The sequence below is a fragment of the Actinomadura rudentiformis genome (assembly GCF_008923185.1).
Taxonomy (GTDB): domain Bacteria; phylum Actinomycetota; class Actinomycetes; order Streptosporangiales; family Streptosporangiaceae; genus Spirillospora; species Spirillospora rudentiformis.
Genome location: NZ_WBMT01000012.1, coordinates 1 through 15984, shown reverse-complemented (window position 1 = coordinate 15984; position 15984 = coordinate 1). Strand labels below are relative to the sequence as shown.

Annotated in this window: 14 protein-coding genes; 9 read left to right on the top strand and 5 right to left on the bottom strand. The window is 68.5% G+C overall.

The window, feature by feature from the left end:
* The first annotated feature begins 247 nt into the window (after positions 1 to 247).
* From F8566_RS24570 to F8566_RS50100, 4 genes are all read left to right on the top strand, one after another.
* Positions 248 to 1456 carry a hypothetical protein gene (locus F8566_RS24570; RefSeq protein ID WP_151563828.1) on the top strand — a complete coding sequence of 403 codons (1209 nt, stop codon included), beginning with the start codon at positions 248 to 250 and terminating at the stop codon, positions 1454 to 1456.
* Positions 1457 to 2119: 663 nt separating this feature from the next.
* Positions 2120 to 2893, top strand: a complete 774-nt coding sequence (locus F8566_RS24565) for a L,D-transpeptidase (RefSeq protein ID WP_151563826.1) — start codon at positions 2120 to 2122, stop codon at positions 2891 to 2893.
* An 82-nt stretch (positions 2894 to 2975) separates the two neighbouring features.
* Positions 2976 to 3707: a choice-of-anchor P family protein gene (locus F8566_RS24560; protein WP_151563824.1), complete on the top strand. Its 732-nt coding sequence runs from the start codon at positions 2976 to 2978 to the stop codon at positions 3705 to 3707.
* Between the two features lie 144 nt (positions 3708 to 3851).
* The gene (locus F8566_RS50100) at positions 3852 to 3992 is read left to right on the top strand and encodes a hypothetical protein (RefSeq protein WP_192809842.1); all 141 of its coding nucleotides are present in this window, start codon (positions 3852 to 3854) and stop codon (positions 3990 to 3992) included.
* 132 nt (positions 3993 to 4124) lie between these two features.
* Here F8566_RS50100 and F8566_RS24555 read toward each other — a convergent pair whose 3' ends face one another.
* Positions 4125 to 4502, bottom strand: coding sequence for a winged helix-turn-helix transcriptional regulator (locus tag F8566_RS24555; protein ID WP_151563822.1), 378 nt, complete (start codon positions 4500 to 4502; stop codon positions 4125 to 4127).
* A 78-nt stretch (positions 4503 to 4580) separates the two neighbouring features.
* Here F8566_RS24555 and F8566_RS24550 point away from each other — a divergent pair, with 78 nt between their 5' ends.
* Positions 4581 to 6782 carry an LLM class flavin-dependent oxidoreductase gene (locus tag F8566_RS24550; protein WP_151563820.1) on the top strand — a complete coding sequence of 734 codons (2202 nt, stop codon included), beginning with the start codon at positions 4581 to 4583 and terminating at the stop codon, positions 6780 to 6782.
* Between the two features lie 228 nt (positions 6783 to 7010).
* On the opposite strand, the gene F8566_RS24545 is transcribed toward F8566_RS24550, so the two are convergent.
* Positions 7011 to 7919: an ABC transporter permease subunit gene (locus tag F8566_RS24545; protein ID WP_192809841.1), complete on the bottom strand. Its 909-nt coding sequence runs from the start codon at positions 7917 to 7919 to the stop codon at positions 7011 to 7013.
* A 201-nt stretch (positions 7920 to 8120) separates the two neighbouring features.
* Here F8566_RS24545 and F8566_RS24540 point away from each other — a divergent pair, with 201 nt between their 5' ends.
* On the top strand, positions 8121 to 9530 hold the full coding sequence (locus F8566_RS24540; protein WP_151564347.1) for an LVIVD repeat-containing protein: 1410 nt from the start codon (positions 8121 to 8123) through the stop codon (positions 9528 to 9530).
* Positions 9531 to 9592: 62 nt separating this feature from the next.
* Here the strand turns inward: F8566_RS24540 and F8566_RS24535 are convergent, their stop codons facing one another.
* Complete coding sequence (locus F8566_RS24535) at positions 9593 to 10219, bottom strand: TetR/AcrR family transcriptional regulator (protein WP_151563818.1); 627 nt, start codon at positions 10217 to 10219, stop codon at positions 9593 to 9595.
* Positions 10220 to 10398: 179 nt separating this feature from the next.
* Between F8566_RS24535 and F8566_RS24530 the strand changes: the two genes are divergently transcribed.
* A complete protein-coding gene (locus F8566_RS24530; RefSeq protein ID WP_151563816.1) occupies positions 10399 to 11571 on the top strand; it encodes a serine hydrolase domain-containing protein in 1173 nt (390 codons plus the stop codon).
* A 91-nt stretch (positions 11572 to 11662) separates the two neighbouring features.
* Here the strand turns inward: F8566_RS24530 and F8566_RS24525 are convergent, their stop codons facing one another.
* The gene (locus F8566_RS24525; protein WP_151563814.1) at positions 11663 to 13258 is read right to left on the bottom strand and encodes a class I adenylate-forming enzyme family protein; all 1596 of its coding nucleotides are present in this window, start codon (positions 13256 to 13258) and stop codon (positions 11663 to 11665) included.
* A gap of 64 nt (positions 13259 to 13322) precedes the next feature.
* A complete protein-coding gene (locus tag F8566_RS24520; protein ID WP_225993486.1) occupies positions 13323 to 14126 on the bottom strand; it encodes an SAM-dependent methyltransferase in 804 nt (267 codons plus the stop codon).
* Positions 14127 to 14508: 382 nt separating this feature from the next.
* Between F8566_RS24520 and F8566_RS24515 the strand changes: the two genes are divergently transcribed.
* Together F8566_RS24515 and F8566_RS24510 are read left to right on the top strand one after the other, a co-directional pair.
* The gene (locus tag F8566_RS24515) at positions 14509 to 15312 is read left to right on the top strand and encodes an SRPBCC family protein (protein WP_151563812.1); all 804 of its coding nucleotides are present in this window, start codon (positions 14509 to 14511) and stop codon (positions 15310 to 15312) included.
* A gap of 38 nt (positions 15313 to 15350) precedes the next feature.
* The coding region (locus F8566_RS24510; protein WP_318836438.1) for an SRPBCC family protein at positions 15351 to 15984 on the top strand (634 nt) is incomplete at its 3' end.

Below are 15984 nucleotides of genomic sequence, written 5' to 3'. Positions count from 1 at the left end.
GCCGCCGGCAGCGGCTTGATGAAGCCGACCTCGACAGTTGTGTTCGATCTACGGCTGCTGGACCCGAGCGGACGGCGTTGAAGTCCCCTTAATTAGGATTCGGCAGGCTGTCGTCCTGTCGATAGCTGCCGGAAGGTACGGTCAGCTGGGATGCAGGCACATCCCATACCCGGCTTGCCAGCCGCCATTGGCTTGTGCGTGCCATCGGGAAGTCACGTGGGAGCCGCTTGTGGGGGATGGTCGACCGGTGCCGTTCACCGCATCGCAGATCGTGGTGCGCCAGACCGAACAATGGTTCACCCAGCGTGGGGCGCCCACGATGATCGCCGGGTACGGCTTCGTCACGCATGTGCTTCCCCGAATGGTCCCGTCGCTGGCATTGGTGACGCTGGCGAGCCTGGCATGGCTGGTGCCGCCCAGAGCCGCAGGTTCGGGGAGCATGGTCCTGCTCGGCGGGGTCATCGTGGTGACGGTGGCCGTGTGGGGAGCGATGAGGGTGCTCGTCCGGCGGCGGCCTCGCTTGTCGCGTACGGCCACCGTCGCGATACTCGCCGGGTACGCGGCGATGCCGGTCGCCGTCCCTTTGCTGCAGCTCGCGGTCGACGATGCGGTCACGCCGCCTGGCGGACCGGTGGTGGGACTGGTGGGCTTCGTCATCTTCTTCGCCGCCGTCTTCGTGGCGACGCTGCTGGGCACCACCTACGGCCTGGGGGCGCTGCTGCGCCGAGCGATCCGGCGGGCCTTCTCCGACCTGGGCACCAACGTGCACCTGCTGGGCCGTGCGCTGCCCATGTTGCTGTTCGTCACGCTCTTCCTGTTCTTCACCGGCGAGCTGTGGCAGGCGGTGAACCGGCTGACGTGGTGGCGGATCGCGCTGGTCGTCGGGCTGTTCGCAGCGATCACCGTGCTCGCCGCGGCCTCCCGCCTGCGCGAGGAGATCGGGCGGGTCGAACAGGATCTCAGCCCGGACCGGCTGGCGTCGGCGTGCATGGGAACGCCGCTGGCCGAGGTACCGATCGGCGACCTGGTGCCCGGTGGCCGGCTCCGTGCGGTGCCGCTCAACGGGCGCCAGGCACGCAACCTCCTGCTGATGCTGGCCACCCGCCAGCTGGTCCAGGCAGCGGTGGCCGGCGCGGCGCTGTTCGCGTTCTTCCTCATCCTCGGCCTGCTCGTGGTCACGCCCGAGACAGCCGAGCAGTGGATCGGCGCCAAACCCGCCCCCTCCGGCCTCCTTCCCGCGGTGCCGGTCGCGTTGCTCCGCATCGCCACACTCTTCGCCGGGTTCGGCAGCATGTACTTCGCGGTCACCTCGATGAGCGACGCCGACCACCGGCGCCAGTTCTTCGCTCCGATCATCGACAGAATCGAGCGCATACTCGCCGTACGGGCCGTCTACCTGGCCATACGCGCCACCCCCCAAGGGCCACACGGCGCAGCCGGCGACACCGCAACATGAACCACCCGCTCGGCCGCTCCCCTGCGCTTATTGCGGCCGCAGCAGCCAAGGATGAGCTGGTTCCGCGAACGCTTCTGCTGCGGCCTGGCGGCGCGCAGCCGGGGGTCTCATCGGCAATCTGAACGCGACCCGTGAGCGCCTTGTTGGCCCATGCAGCTCCTGTGTGAATGGGCGCGTTAATGAGCCAGTGTGCACGCTTTATGGCCATTGAGCGGTTGATATCAGGAAATGGCCATGGTGGGTTTGGTTGCGCATCGGCTGCGTCACCGTACGGTGAGGATTTTGTTGCTGATCGCCTAGACACCCGTTGTCCTTGTGGACGGCCCGCGAGCGGTCTTGGCGTCGGCGCCGACAGGGCTCTGGGATGCCGTGGGTCTGCGTCTTCCGCTCTTTCTCCGCTGGTGCCCGGTGGTGTGGGCGTTGCCCGCCCCGACGAGCAGGCCAAGATCACCGCCCTGGCGCGAATTCCTGCTGGTTTGTTATTGCTCGCCGGCCAGGGCTGCTTTTTATGGACCATTCATGGCCGCGGTTGCGAGTATCCACGGCCGAAGGCTGGAGATCCGGGCGCCTCTAAAAAGGTTCTTGAAAAGCGTGCAACCTCCGTCACACCTCGTGCGTATGTGTTGGGCACAGAAAGGCTCGGCGGGAGAGAAAGGACTGTAGATGACGCCTGGACGCAGGATCACGGTGGCCGCCACGGCCGCGGCCGTGCTCGCGGCCGGATGCGGCGGCGGGGGTGAGAAGTCGACCACCGCGTCCGGCGGCGGCCCCCAAGGGGACGGCAAACTGCCGGAGGCCACCACGTACACGACATTGAAGGGTCTGCCGCAGGACCAGGCCCCGTTCAAGGCCGACGGCACCGTCGTCCGGCCCAAGGCGCCGCTCCCGGTGTCGGCACAGCCGGGCGGCCCCGCGCTGGCGATGCTGCCGGACAAGCAGCTGGGCGGGCCCACGTGGGTGCCGGTGGTGGAGAGCAGGCCCGGATGGAACCGGGTGCTGCTCCCGAGCCGGCCCAACCGGGTCACCGGCTGGATCCCCGGCGCGACCGACAAGGTGGAGACCGCGCGCAGCACGCACGCGGTCACGGTGGACGTGAGCGACCGCCGTCTGACGCTCACCGAGTCGGGCCGCAAGGTCGGCTCGTGGACGGTCGCGGTCGGCGAGGCCAAGACGCCCACCCCGACGGGGCGGACGTTCCTGCTGGCGTCGCTGGCTCCCCCGAAGGCCACCTACAGCCCGCTGATCCTTCCGGTCGGCGCCCACTCGGAGACCCTGGACACCTTCGGCGGCGGCCCCGGGACCGTCGCCTTCCACGGCTGGCCCCGCAAGGACGTGTTCGGCAAGGCCGTCACGCACGGGTGCGTCCGCGTGCCCGCAGATGCGCTGGCCCGCCTGTCCAAGGCTCCGCTCGGCACCCCCGTCGAGATCGTCGACTGACGGGACTCCCTGCCCTCCCCGCTCTGTTGCCCCGCATTTCCCACCCCCCGGGGGCGACGCCCCCCTGTCAAAGGAGACAAGCATGCGCGTGAAGCATCTAGCCCGTGCCGCCGTGATCGCCGGCGCCGCCGCCCTGCCGCTGGCCGGCACCCTGCCACTGGCGGGGACGCTGCCGTCCGCCCAGGCCACCACGCCGCCCAGCCAGGCGTTCGCCGTGTCGGCGTCCGGTCCGGTGGCCGTCCCGGCGACGCCGTCGGTGACCTCCTCGGGCCCGTCCACCGTCAGCCGCAGCGTCGCCGAGCTGCCGGCCAACCCGGTGCTGCAGGCCCGGGTGCTGAACGCCGCCGCCGGCAAAGCGCACGCCCGCGCCTCGGTCGTCGACCTGAAGGTGCCCAAGGCGCACCTGACGGCCAGCCTGGTCACCGCCAAGTGCGTGAAGGGCCAGGGCCGGTCCCAGCTGGTCAAGGTGCAGCTGAACGGCAAGACGATCAAGGCGGCGGCGCGGCCCAACAGCGCCGTGTCGGTGAACCTGGACACGCTGGGCACGGCCTCGCTGGTGCTGAACAAGCAGACCCGCACCCCCGACGGCCGCCTCAACGTGACCGCGATCGAGCTGACCCTGCCGCTCGGCCCGGGCAAGACCGAGACCATCAGCATCGCCTCGGCCACCTGCGGCAAGGGCACCGACGGCCCGTCGGACCCGGGCAAGCCCGAGCAGCCGGGGCCGTCGCCGACCACCCCGCCCTCGACTCCCCCGCCCGGCCAGGCCCCGGCGCCGACCCCCGTTCCGAGTGACCTGCCGGTGACCGGCTGACGTCCGGTTCCACCCATCTGAGGGGCCCGCGCCGTCCGGCGCGGGCCCCTCACCCGTCCGGCGCGGCCCTCATCCACGGGCTCCTTCCGGCGCGAGTCAGGAATCGGGGGCCGCGTCGGTGAAGCCGAGGTGGGCGGCGACCGCGTGGGCGGCCCACTGGGAGTGGCCGAGGAGGCGGCGCGCGTCGAGGTGCGCGGCGACGTGACGTTCAGCGAGGACCCCGGCGAACTCGTCGTCCGCCTGCATCCCACCAAGGTCATCGCGTACGGCGGCATGACCGGCTGATGAACACCTACGAGGGGGAGGGCATGCAGCGCCCGCTCGCCGACCGGCTGCGGCCGCAGGCTCTGCTCGATGATGTGCGGCCGGGTGTTGATCGCGACGAACTCGACACGGTCGAGGTCACGCGTACTCCGGTCAGCAGTCGAGGTGGTCGCGTGCCCAGGCGGCGATGAGGCCGAGGGCGGGCATGAGGGCTTGGCCGCGTTCGGTCAGGGTGTAGGTGACGGTCACGGGAGGGCCCTCGCTGACCGAACGCGCGATCAGTCCCCCGTCGGTCAGGTCGGCCAGCCGTGCGGACAGCACCGAGTCGCTGATGCCTCCGATCCCGCGCGACAGGTCACGAAAGCCCGTTGCCCCGTGGGAGAGGTGGCCGAGGATCATCGCGGTCCAGCGCTTGCCGAGGAAGCGGAACGCGCGCGCCAGATCCTCAGCCGCCGGTCCGCAGGCATCGGCCGGCACGGCTCCGTCGGCCGTCTCGCCAGGAGCCGCCGCGGCGTCGAAAACCGAGCTCATCCGTCACCTCCTCAAGGAATAGTGGCTTCTACTTTAGAAGTTACTAGTACAAGTGTAGTCAACGGCGAGAGGTCGGTCATGGCTGATTACGGACACGAACTTGTCTTCGGCACGTTTCTTACTCCCCAGAACGCAGATCCCCACGCCCCGGTGACGCTGGCCAGGCTCTCCGAACAGGCGGACCTCGACCTGGTGACCTTCCAGGACCATCCGTACCAGCCCGCGTTCCTCGACACCTGGACCCTGCTGTCCTACGTCGCGGCACAGACCTCCAAGGTGAGGCTGTCGGGTAACGTGATCAACCTTCCGCTCCGCGTGCCCGCACATCTGGCCAGGCAGGCGGCCAGCCTGGACCTGCTGTCCGGCGGCCGGTTCGAGTTGGGGCTCGGCGCAGGCGGGTTCTGGGACGCGATCGAGGCGATGGGCGGGCCGCGCCGTACCCCGGCCGAGGCGGTCGACGCGCTGGCCGAGGCGATCGACGTCATCCGCGCCACCTGGGACGCCTCCACCCGCGGCGGTGTCTTCAGCAGCGGCGTCCACTACAAGGTCAGAGGCGGTAAACGGGGCCCCGAGCCGGCCCACGACATCGGCATCTGGCTCGGCGCCCTCAAGCCACGGATGTTGCGACTCATCGGGAACAAAGCCGACGGCTGGCTGCCCAGCCTGGCCTACCTGAAGCCGGGCGACCTGGAACGCGGCAACGCGATCATCGATGAGGCGGCGGCGCAGGCGGGCCGCGACCCGCGCGAGATCCGCCGCCTGCTCAACATCGGACCGCAGGACGCCACGCTCGACACACTCGTTCCGCTGGTCATCGAACAGGGCATCTCCACCTTCATCCTCGCCACCGACGATCCTGGGACCATCCAGGCCTGGGGTCAGGAGATCGCCCCGGCGCTACGAGAAGCGGTAGCCGAAGAGCGCGACACACCGCAGGCGGTGGTCCGGGGCCCAAAAGCCCTGGCTCAGCGTCGTGACGGCATCGACTACGACGCGGTGCCGTCCGCGCTGAAGGCCCATGCGGTCGAACCAGGCGACAAGGCCTACCCCAAGGTGCGTTCGACCTATTTCCGAGCCGGGTCGCCCGGCCTCGTGCTTCGCCCGGGCACGGCGGCCGAGGTCGCGGAGGCGCTGAGCTACGCCAGGGCGCAGGAAGGGCCCCTGGCCGTCCGCTCCGGTGGTCATGGCATCAGCGGCCGCTCCACGAACGACGGCGGCGTCGTCATCGACCTCGGCAGGCTCAACGGTATCGACGTCACCGGCACCACCGTCCGGGTCGGACCCGGGACGAACTGGGGTCACGTGGCGGAGTCGCTCGCGCCCTTCGGCCTGGCCATGAGCAGCGGCGACTACGGCGACGTAGGGGTCGGAGGGCTGGCCACGGCGGGCGGCATCGGATTCCTCGGCCGCAAGTTCGGGCTGACGATCGACCATGTGCGTTCGGTGGACGTCGTGCTGGCCGACGGCCGGCTCGTCCGCGCGGACGCGAGCGAGAACCCAGACCTGTTCTGGGCGCTGCGCGGGGCCGGCGGCAACTTCGGGATCGTGACCTCTTTCGAGCTGGAGGCTTACCACGTTCCCGATGTCGTCTTCGCGCAGATGCTGTTCGACGCGACGGATGCCGTGGGCCTGCTCGGCCGCTGGGGCAAACTCGTCGAGGCCGCGCCCCGCGAGCTGACCGGTTTCCTGTACCTGTCCGCGGCCCGGCGCGGTCAGCCGCCGCTCGCGCGCGCACTCTCGGTCTACGCTTCCGACGACGCCGACGCGGCGGTCGCCGCGCTGACCCCGCTGCTGTCGATCGCACCCGTGCTCCAGCAGCAGGCGCAGCTCGTGCCGTACGCCGCGATCGTCCCGCCCGCGGACGCCACGCATCACGGCGGACAGGGACAACCGCTGGTCAGCAACGGCTTCGCCGAGCACCTCGATGAGGAGATCAACGAGATCGTCGCGGACGGTCTGCGTGGCGCCGCCCCTTGGATCGCGATCCGCGCGGTCGGCGGCGCGGTCAACGACGTGGACCCGGCGGCGACCGCCTACGCGCACCGGCACCAGAACTTCAACGTCTCGTCGGTGGGCTTCGACCCGAGCCGGTTCCGCAAGCACTGGGACGAGCTGCGCCCTCACCTGGACGGCCTGTACCTGAGCTTCGAGACCGATACCCGCCCCGAGCGGCTCGGCGACGCCTTCCCGGCTCTGGCAAGACTGCGCGAGCTCAAGGCCCGCTATGACCCCGATAACGTCTTCAACCAGAATTTCCCGATCACGTCGGCCCGCGCTTGAGCCTCGCGTCTGCCAGATCAGGCGATCGCTTCGGGGCGGCCACGCGACCGCATCACAGTGCCGCCCCGGCCCGGGCACCCGGTGTCAGAGCACCTGCGCAGCCGCCGCCGTTCGAGTGCGTTACTTGACTGCGCCGCTGGTTATGCCGGAGATGATTCTTCGTTGGGCCATCGCGAAGACGACGATCAAGGGCAGGCTCATCAGGATGACGTAGGCGAAGATGAGATGTCAGTTGTTGAGGTAGAGGCCGGCGCTGGCGACGTGGAAGAGGTTGAGGGGAAGGGTGTCGATCCGGCCGCCGATGACGAAGAAGGCGTAGAAGAAGATCACCGTGGACATGTAGATGCCCATGTAGACGCCGATCATGCCCACGGCGGTGCCGGCCAGGCCCAGCTGGCGCAGGAGCAGGACGACCGTGACGACCGCCGGGGGCAGCACGATCCCGCTGATGGCGAGGGCGTACAGGACGGCGCTGAGCCGGGTGGAGCGGCGGGCGAGGATCCAGGACGCCATGGAGCCGACGATCAGGGCGCCGGTCACGGCCGGAATCACGATGAGCAGGCTGCCGAAGAAGGCGGCGGCGACCTCGCCGTCCCTCCAGACCTCGCGCAGATTGTCGAGCAATTGCCAGTCGGTGGGGAGGGTCAGGTTCGGGTTGAGCGCCTCACCGCGTGACTTGGAGGCGGTGGCCACGACCAGCCACAACGGCACTCCGATGGTGACGGCCTCGAACCCGTTCATGGAGCCCAGCAACGATGACGCGACGCTGAACGTGGCCGCCGGGGCGAGCAGCGGCCACTTGACGGTCCAGAAGATCCGCATGCGGGAGGCCCCGTCGATCCGGGCCGCCTCGATGATGTCGTCCGGGATCGTCTTGAGTCCCGCCAGGTAGATCAGCATGGACAGGCCCATCCACTTCCAGGCGTGGATCGCCGCGACGACGAGCGTCCAGGTCGTGTCGCCGAGCCAGGCGTAGTCGACGTCGGTCTGGAAGAGCGCGCCGAGCAGCCGAGCCGCACCGTACTCGTTTGCCCGAGCCGCACCGCGCTCGTGCCCGAGTCGCGGCTCGTTGCCCGAGGCGCACCGGTCCGCGGTTTCATGATCGTGAGCGTTGCCGCCGTCACGCTGCGTCGCCATGACCGCTGTTCAGGGGCCGGTTTCGGTTGCAAAATCGCCGCAAGAGGTCATAGGTCTGGCCTTACTCGACATATCAACGCAATACTCCGATGACCGAAATCTTCGGGGGAGCGTCATAGGTGACGAGAAGGAGCGAACGTGGCCCCTAGCCTCAAACAGAGATCGAACAGGCGGACACTGCTGGGATCGCTGGCCGGCCTCATGATGGTCGCGTCGGCGCTGTTCGCCGCGCCGGCTGCGTCCGCGGACATTCCCGGGACCGACGAAGTCGTGACCAGCTCGAACGTCAAGCACCTCGCGAACGTCCCCAAGCAGGGGCCGTTCGCCGGGCCGAACGCGCTCGGCACCGACATCGCGTTCACCGGAAAGTACGCGATCTCCGGCAACTACCTGGGCTTCACGATCTACGACATCAGCAAGCCCAAGGCGCCCAAGATCGTCAGCATGGTGAACTGTCCCGGGTCGCAGAACGACGTGTCCGTGGCGGCCAACGGGAACCTGCTGTTCCTGTCGACCGACTCGTCGCGCAGCGACGACTCGTGCCAGAGCACGTCCAAGCCGGTGTCGGACCCGACCGCGTGGGAGGGCATCAAGATCTTCGACATCAGCGACAAGGCCAGCCCGCGCTACATCAAGTCCGTCCAGACCCAGTGCGGCTCGCACACCCACACGCTGGTGCCGGGCAAGCGCGGCTCGATGTACATCTACGTGTCGTCGTACATCCTGCCCACCTGGCTTGTCGGAACGCCCAACGAGGGCCCCAACTGCAAGGCCCCGTTCGACAAGATCTCGATTGTCAAGGTCCCGCTGAAGGCGCCCACGACGGCCGCCGTGGTGGCCACCCCCGTGCTGTTCCCCGACGGCGGCAACCCGGGCAACCCCGGCCAGCCGAACAACCCCGTTCCGGGTGACGACACCTGGGTGCCGACCACCGGCTGCCACGACATCACGGCCTACCCGGACAAGGGCATCGCCGCGGGTGCCTGCATGGGCGACGGTGCGCTCTTCGACATCCGCAACCCGGAGAAGCCGAAGGTGATCACGACTGTCCGGGACACCAAGAACTTCGCGTTCTGGCACTCGGCCACGTTCAACCAGCGCGCCAACAAGGTCGTCTTCACCGACGAGCTCGGCGGCGGCTCGGCCGCGACCTGCAACCCGACCGTCGGCCCGAACAAGGGCGCCAACGCGATCTACGACATCGTCGGCAAGGGCGACAAGCGCAAGCTGCGCTTCCGCAGCTACTACAAGATCTCGCGGGCGAACGCCGACACCGAGAACTGCGTCGCGCACAACGGCTCGCTGATCCCGGTCAAGGGCAAGGACATCATGGTGCAGTCCTGGTACCAGGGCGGCATCTCGGTGTGGGACTTCACCCACTCGCGCAAGCCGAAGGAGATCGGCTTCTTTGAGCGTGGGCCGCTCCCGGCCGGCTTCCCCATCGGTGGCACCTGGTCGGCGTACTACTACAACGGCTACATCTACTCCAGCGACATCCAGAAGGGCCTTGACGTCGTCGACATCAGGGACCCGCGTACCGACAAGGGCAAGAAGGTCCGGCTGCGTGAGCTGAACACGCAGACTCAGCCGGATTACTTCGATCGCCATTAGTTTCTGTAAGTGACGTAAGTGACAGGGGCCTCCCGTGCGGGGGCCCCTGTTGCATGCCGGACCTATTGAGCGTCGGGCAGGCCCAGCAGACGGTCCGCCATGGTGTGCAGGTACGTGCGGAAGGCCTCCAGCTCGCGGTCGGTGACGGGCTGGCCCGGGCCCCGCGAACGCTTTTCGTCGGTGTGGATCATGCCGTGCCCCAGGAAGCCCGAGACGACCCAGGGGAAGCTCCAGAGCGCGTAATCCAGCTGGCCGGGATCGAGGACGTGCTCTCTGAGAGAGTCCACGAGCCAGCTCAGGCGGGGTTGGACGTGGTGCTCGTCGATGTCGGCCGTGTCGGCGGCGTCACCGGTGCGCCGATGCAGCCACAGGCCCAGCAGGTCGGGCCGGGCGGCGTAGAGGTCCAGGTAGTCGTCCAGGAGCCGGTTCATCGCCTGGCGGGTCGGGGTGAAGTCCTCCACGGCCTCTCTGAGCGCTGCTTGCTCGGCCTTGGCGGCTCGCCGCATCACCGCCCGGTACAACTCGGCATTGCTGCGGAACGACGTCCGTACCGTGGCGGTGTCGACACCGGCCGAATCGGCGATCAACTCTGTCGTGGTCGCGTCGAAGCCCAGCGCCGAGAACAGCTGCATCGCGGCCTCGACGATCCTGTCGCGCTCGCCGTCCGCGTTGGTTTCTGCATTCACCATGTCACTCTAAGTGATGTCACCGGAGTGATCGCGACGGCGGTCGAGCGAGTGGATCCGGCATTCGCGGGGTGCTCGGAGCCGGGGTGAGGCTATCCCTACCGGCGTTTCTGGAGGTGCCCCGATCGACCCGAGCGGCGCGGATTCCTAGCGTGGACGATCATCCAAGATGCGGAGTCCACATGGTCAAGAGACTTGCCTTCTGCGCCGTCGGGATCAGCGCGGCGGCGCTTTTCGCACCGACCTTCGTCTCCCCTGCCTCCGGCGCGCCGACCTATTCGCGGGCACAGTTGCAGCGCGACGTCGACGCCATCAGGGACACGGGAACAACCGGAGTGCTGGCGCAGGTCGTCCACAATGGGCGGAGCCTGAAGGCGCGTAGCGGTGTCGCGGACCTTCGCACCCGGCAACCTGTGCCCTGGGACAGCTACTACCGGGTCGGCAGCAACACCAAGACCTTCGTCGCCACCGTCATGCTGCAACTGGTCGGCGAGGGGAAGGTCAAGCTGACCGACACCGTGGAGCGCTGGCTGCCCGGCCTGGTCAAGGGCAACGGGAACGACGGCAGCAAGATCACGGTGCGGCATCTGCTACGGCAGACCAGCGGCCTGTACGACTACAGCTACTACCTGCCGCAGGACGTGTCCCACACGCCTGAGACCTACCGCAAGGTGCGGTTCCGGTCCTACCCGCCCCAGCAACTGGTCAGGATGGCGATGCGGCACGCGCCGCTGTTCCCACCGGACGAGCGGCGCTGGAACTACTCCAACACCAACTACGTCCTCGCCGGGATGATCATTGCGAAGGCGACCGGCAACCCCTGGGAGCACGAGGTCCATGAGCGGATCATCGCGCCGCTCGGCCTTCGGCACACCTACAGTCCCGGCACTTCCGCCTATGTGCCGCAGCCGCGCCCCGTCTTCTACGAACGCTTCAAGCCCGGCGGGCCCCTGGTGGACGTGTCGATCTTCTCCGACGGCCATGCCGACGGCGCGCTGATCAGCACCACGGACGACATGAACCGGTTCCTGAGGGCCCTCCTCGGCGGCAAGCTGCTGTCCCCGGCTCTGATGGCGCAGATGAAGGACACCGTGGAAGCCAAGGAATGGCAGATCCTCTACAAGGAGGCCGGCTACGGGCTCGGCCTGGCCAAACGGCGGACCGCGTGCGGAACGTGGGCCTGGTATCACGGCGGCAGCATGTTCGGCGTCGCCAGTGTCAACTCCGTCTCCACCGACGGCCGGACCAGCGTGGAGATCATGCTGCCCACCCAGCCCGGTGAGGAGAAGGCCAAGCTGGCGCAGCTGACCGCCGCCAACGACCTCACCGACCACGCCCTCTGCGGCAACCGCTGACCGGCAGCCCATGCCCGGCTGAGGGCCGGCAGCCCATGCCCGGCTGAGGGCTGCCGGCCCTCAGCCGGGTGCGGAGTCGAGGCCGAGATTGCTAGCGGTCTGACTCGTAGCGTTCTTTCAGCAGGGCTTTGTGGATCTTTCCAACCGGCGTCAGAGGTACCTCGACGGTGATGACGAACTGCCGGGGGACCTTGTAGTCGGCCAGCCGGTCCCGGCAGTAGGCGGTGAGCTCCTCGGCGGTCGGGGGCTCGGCCTCCGGGCGCGGCACCACGTAGAACCGGCCGACCTCGCCCAGCACCTCGTCGGGAACGCCGATGCCGGCGGCCATGGCGACCTTCGGGTGGGTGGCCAGCACGTTCTCGATCTCCACCGGGTAGACGTTGAAGCCGCCCTGGATGTACATCTCCTTCTTGCGGCCGCGCAGCACGAGGTGCCCGTCCTTCTCCATGGTGACCATGTCGCCGGTGGCCAGCCAGCCGTCCGGCAGGAAGACCTCGGCGGTCTCCGCCGGCAGCTCCCAGTAGCCGGCGACCACGCAGTCGCCGCGGACCTGGAGCTCGCCGGTCTCGCCCGGCGGCAGGACGGTCCCGTCCGGCCCGACCACCCGGGCCTCGAAGTCGCCGATCATCACGCCCAGCGTGCGGGACACCGTCTCCGGGTCGTCGTCCGTCCTCGACAGCACGCACGCCCCTGAGCACTCCGACAACCCGTACAGCCCGTAGAGCGGCGCTCCCGGGAAGCCTCGCCGGATCGCGTCGGCCAGCGCCGGCTCGACGTTGGACCCGCCCGCCGTGCACATCCGCACCGACGAGACGTCGTGGTCGGCGAAGTCCTTCCGGCCGAGCATCAGCACGTACATCGTCGGCACCGCCCCGAGGAAGGTCACCTTGTGGCGCTCGATGGCGCGCAGCGCGGCGTCCGGGCTGAACGCGGGCAGCAGTGCCACCGACCCGCCGCAGACCAGCGCGGCCATGACGGTGCAGGTGATGCCGCCGACGTGGTTGAACGGCAGGTGCCCGAGCAGCACGTCGCCGTCGTTCATCCCCAGGTGGTCCGCCTGCGCCGACGCCGAGGCCAGAATGCTGCGGTGGGTGATCGTCGCCCCCTTGGGCCGCCCGGTCGTTCCCGAGGTGTAAAGGATCACCAGCGGGTCGGCCGGGCCCACCGCACGGCTCGCCGCCGCCAGTGCCGTGGGGTCGGCCGGCGTCGCGGTCAGCGCGTCGAACGAGCCCGCCTGGCCCCCGCCACCGCCACCGGCATCGCCGCCGCCAGCGTCGCCGCCGCCGAAGAACACGTAGTCGCTCACCCCTGGGACCTGAGCCTGGAACTCCTTGAAGAACGCCGCGAAGTCGAAGTCAGGCGTGGCGTCGACGCTGATGACCATCCGGGCGCCGCTCTGCCCGAGCATGTGGGACAGCTCCCGCTCCCGGTAGCGCACGTTGAGCGGGACGATGACGGCGCCGATCCGCGCCGCGCCGAAGAAGGCGGCCAGCCACTGCGGCGTGTTGAGGCCCAGCAGCCCGATCCGGTCGCCCCGCCGGATCCCGCGGGCCAGCAGCCCGCCCGCGACCCGGTCGGCCAGCTCGCCGAACTCCCTGAACGTGATGGTGTCGTCCCCGTCGTGCAGGAACACCGTGTCCCGCGCGACCGCGTCGTCAAGCGCGGCCCCGACCGTCATCGCCCTCATGTGGCCCTCCCTCACCCCGGTGATCCCATAACGATCACTGATCCGGGACGGCCTGCCAATACCTTCAGGGCTTTCGCCCGACACCCGCGTAGAACCAGACCCGCAGGGCCTCCTCCAGGCTCACCGGGCGCTCGGGACGCCACAGCGGCGCCCACACCAGACCGGGGTCGAGCAGTTCGAAGTCGCCGAACAGGCCCATCACCTGGTCTCCGGTACGCGGCGTGCCGGGCGCGGACGTCCTCTTGTAGACCTCCACGACCTTGGCGACCACGTCGGGGACGCCGTCGGCCGAGGCGTGGGTCAGCGCCAGATGGCTGCCCGGCGCGAGCGCGTCGCGCAGCTCGGCCATGACGCCGGCCGGGTCGTCCTCGTCGGGCACGAAGTGGAGGGTGGCCACCAGCAGCAGCGCCACCGGCTTGCTGAAGTCGAGCGTCCGCTTGACGTCGGGGTGGTCGAGGATCTCCTGGGGGCGGCGCAGGTCGGCTTGGACCATCCTGGTCTCGCCCACGTCGGCGAGCAGCGCCCGCCCGTGCGCGACCACCTGCTCGTCGTAGTCGACGTAGACCACCCGGGCGTCGGGGTTCACCGAGTGCGCGATCTGGTGCACGTTCTGCTGGGTGGGCAGGCCGGTGCCGATGTCGAGGAACTGGTCGATGCCCTGCTGGGACAGGTACCGGACCGCACGTCCGAGGAAGGCCCGGTTTTCCTTGATGAGGGTCAGCAGCGTGGGATCGGCCAGGATCGCCTCATCGGCGCGGGCGCGGTCGACCTGGTAATGATCCTTACCGCCGAGGTAGTAGTCGTACATCCGGGCGACATTCGGGACGCTCGGGTCGAACTCGCTCGGCCGCGGCCGTTCCCCTGTCACCCTTGCTCCTCACCAGCCACGCCTACTGAGTCCGGGCATCACAGCGTACGCCGCACCCCGGTGCGGAACATTCCAAACCGCACGATCAGCCCGTGGTGAAACCCTAGTGCGAACGCTGACGAAGCCGTCGTCCACCCCGCTATTCAGCCAAGCAGGTGTGCACGTGATCGCCGGCCACATCTTTCCCAGGAATCCCAGAAATCCCAGAAAGACCTACCGCCAACTGAGTAGGCGTGCGGTCGCGGATGTGGCGGACGGCCTTGCCGGAAATGCCATGGGTGATCTCGCGGATCGGGTGGTGGCCGGGTTCGGCCCTTCGTTTTGTCCCTGTTTGTGCGGGTAACCCGCGCTAGACCAGCGGTTACGACGAGGTGAAGGACCGATGAGATTCAGAACCGGCGTGGTCGTCGGCGCCACCGGTTACCTGACCGCCCGGGCCGCCGTGCAGCGGCTGCGCGGGCGTCTGCTCGCGGCACTCGTCGCCCGGTACGAGGCGAAGCTCGATCAGGTGGTGCGACGGCTCACCGCCAAGGCGGAGACCGGCGGGCCACTGATCAAGGGTGCTCTCGCGGGTGCACGGGCGCTCGCGGAGGGCAAGTCGCCGGTCCGCGCGGTGCTGAGCGCGGCGTGGGCGGCCTTCAAGGCCGTGCTCGCCGGCATCTTCGGCAGGCGAAAGAAGATCAAGCAAACCGCCATCGTCGAGGAGATCGACATCGGCGCGCCCCGGCGGCTGGTGTACGACCAGTGGACGCGGTTCCAGGACTTCCCCACGTTCATGAAGAAGGTCATCAGCGTCGAGCAGCCCTCCGAGGAGAAGCTCAACTGGAAGGCCAAGATCTTCTGGTCCAGCCGGACCTGGGAGTCCACCATCATCGAACAACGGCCCGACGAGCACATCGTGTGGCGATCCAAAGCGCCCAAAGGCCACGTCGACGGATCCGTGAGCTTCCACGAAGTGGCCCCGGACATGACCCGCGTGCTGCTCGTTCTCGAGTACCACCCGAAGGGCCTTTTCGAGCGCACCGGAAATCTGTGGCGGGCGCAGGGACGCCGCGCCCGGCTGGAGCTCAAGAACTTCAGGCGCCACGTGATGACCGAATCCCTGTCACATCCCGAAGAAATCCAGGGCTGGCGCGGCGAGATCCGTGACAGCCGGGTCGTCACGGCCCCCCAGAACACTTCATGACGCCTAGAGAGGCGGAGGTACACCAAATGAGACTCCCAGTGGGAGACATCGCAAAGCGGTTGCCGGGTCGGAAACAGTCGACCCTGAGCCGCATCACGAAGAACATGCCCACCGGCGCGCTCAAGCGCCTGCCGGGTGGCCGCGCCACCGGTGCTGCGGGCGGCGCACTGGTCGGCGCCGGGGCGGCCGTCGCGGCGACCCAGGCCGTCAGCCGCATCAAGAACGGGCGGCGCGACTCGTCGTCGGACGACAAGTCCTCGTCCGAGCCCAAGTCATCCGCGTCCAAGTCATCCGCGTCCAAGTCATCCGGGCCCAAGTCGTCCGCGTCCAAGTCGTCCAGCAGCGAGGCCGCGGAGACCTCGAAGCAGCAGAGCGACCAGCCGGAGGAGAGCGGTGGCGAGAAGAAGGGTGTCCTCGCCAATCTGTTCAACCGCGGCGGTGGCGGGGGTGGCGGCGCCGGCGGCAAGAAGATCAAGTCCACCAACATCGTCGAGGAGATCGACATCGGTGCGCCCCGGCGGCTGGTGTACGACCAGTGGACGCAGTTCCAGGACTTCCCCACGTTCATGAAGAAGGTCATCAGCGTCGAGCAGCCCTCCGAGGAGAAGCTCAACTGGAAGGCCAAGATCTTCTGGTCCAGCCGGACCTGGGAGTCCACCATCATCGAACAAC

Bases quoted from the DNA above. Each gene is read 5' to 3' on its own strand.
- F8566_RS24515 (WP_151563812.1), top strand. From the start codon at position 14,509: ATGAGATTCAGAACCGGCGTGGTCGTCGGCGCCACCGGTTACCTGACC.
- F8566_RS24550 (WP_151563820.1), top strand. From the start codon at position 4,581: ATGGCTGATTACGGACACGAACTTGTCTTCGGCACGTTTCTTACTCCC.
- F8566_RS24535 (WP_151563818.1), bottom strand. From the start codon at position 10,219: ATGGTGAATGCAGAAACCAACGCGGACGGCGAGCGCGACAGGATCGTC.
- F8566_RS24540 (WP_151564347.1), top strand. From the start codon at position 8,121: ATGATGGTCGCGTCGGCGCTGTTCGCCGCGCCGGCTGCGTCCGCGGAC.
- F8566_RS24545 (WP_192809841.1), bottom strand. From the start codon at position 7,919: ATGGCGACGCAGCGTGACGGCGGCAACGCTCACGATCATGAAACCGCG.
- F8566_RS24530 (WP_151563816.1), top strand. From the start codon at position 10,399: ATGGTCAAGAGACTTGCCTTCTGCGCCGTCGGGATCAGCGCGGCGGCG.
- F8566_RS24555 (WP_151563822.1), bottom strand. From the start codon at position 4,502: ATGAGCTCGGTTTTCGACGCCGCGGCGGCTCCTGGCGAGACGGCCGAC.
- F8566_RS24525 (WP_151563814.1), bottom strand. From the start codon at position 13,258: ATGAGGGCGATGACGGTCGGGGCCGCGCTTGACGACGCGGTCGCGCGG.
- F8566_RS24560 (WP_151563824.1), top strand. From the start codon at position 2,976: ATGCGCGTGAAGCATCTAGCCCGTGCCGCCGTGATCGCCGGCGCCGCC.
- F8566_RS24565 (WP_151563826.1), top strand. From the start codon at position 2,120: ATGACGCCTGGACGCAGGATCACGGTGGCCGCCACGGCCGCGGCCGTG.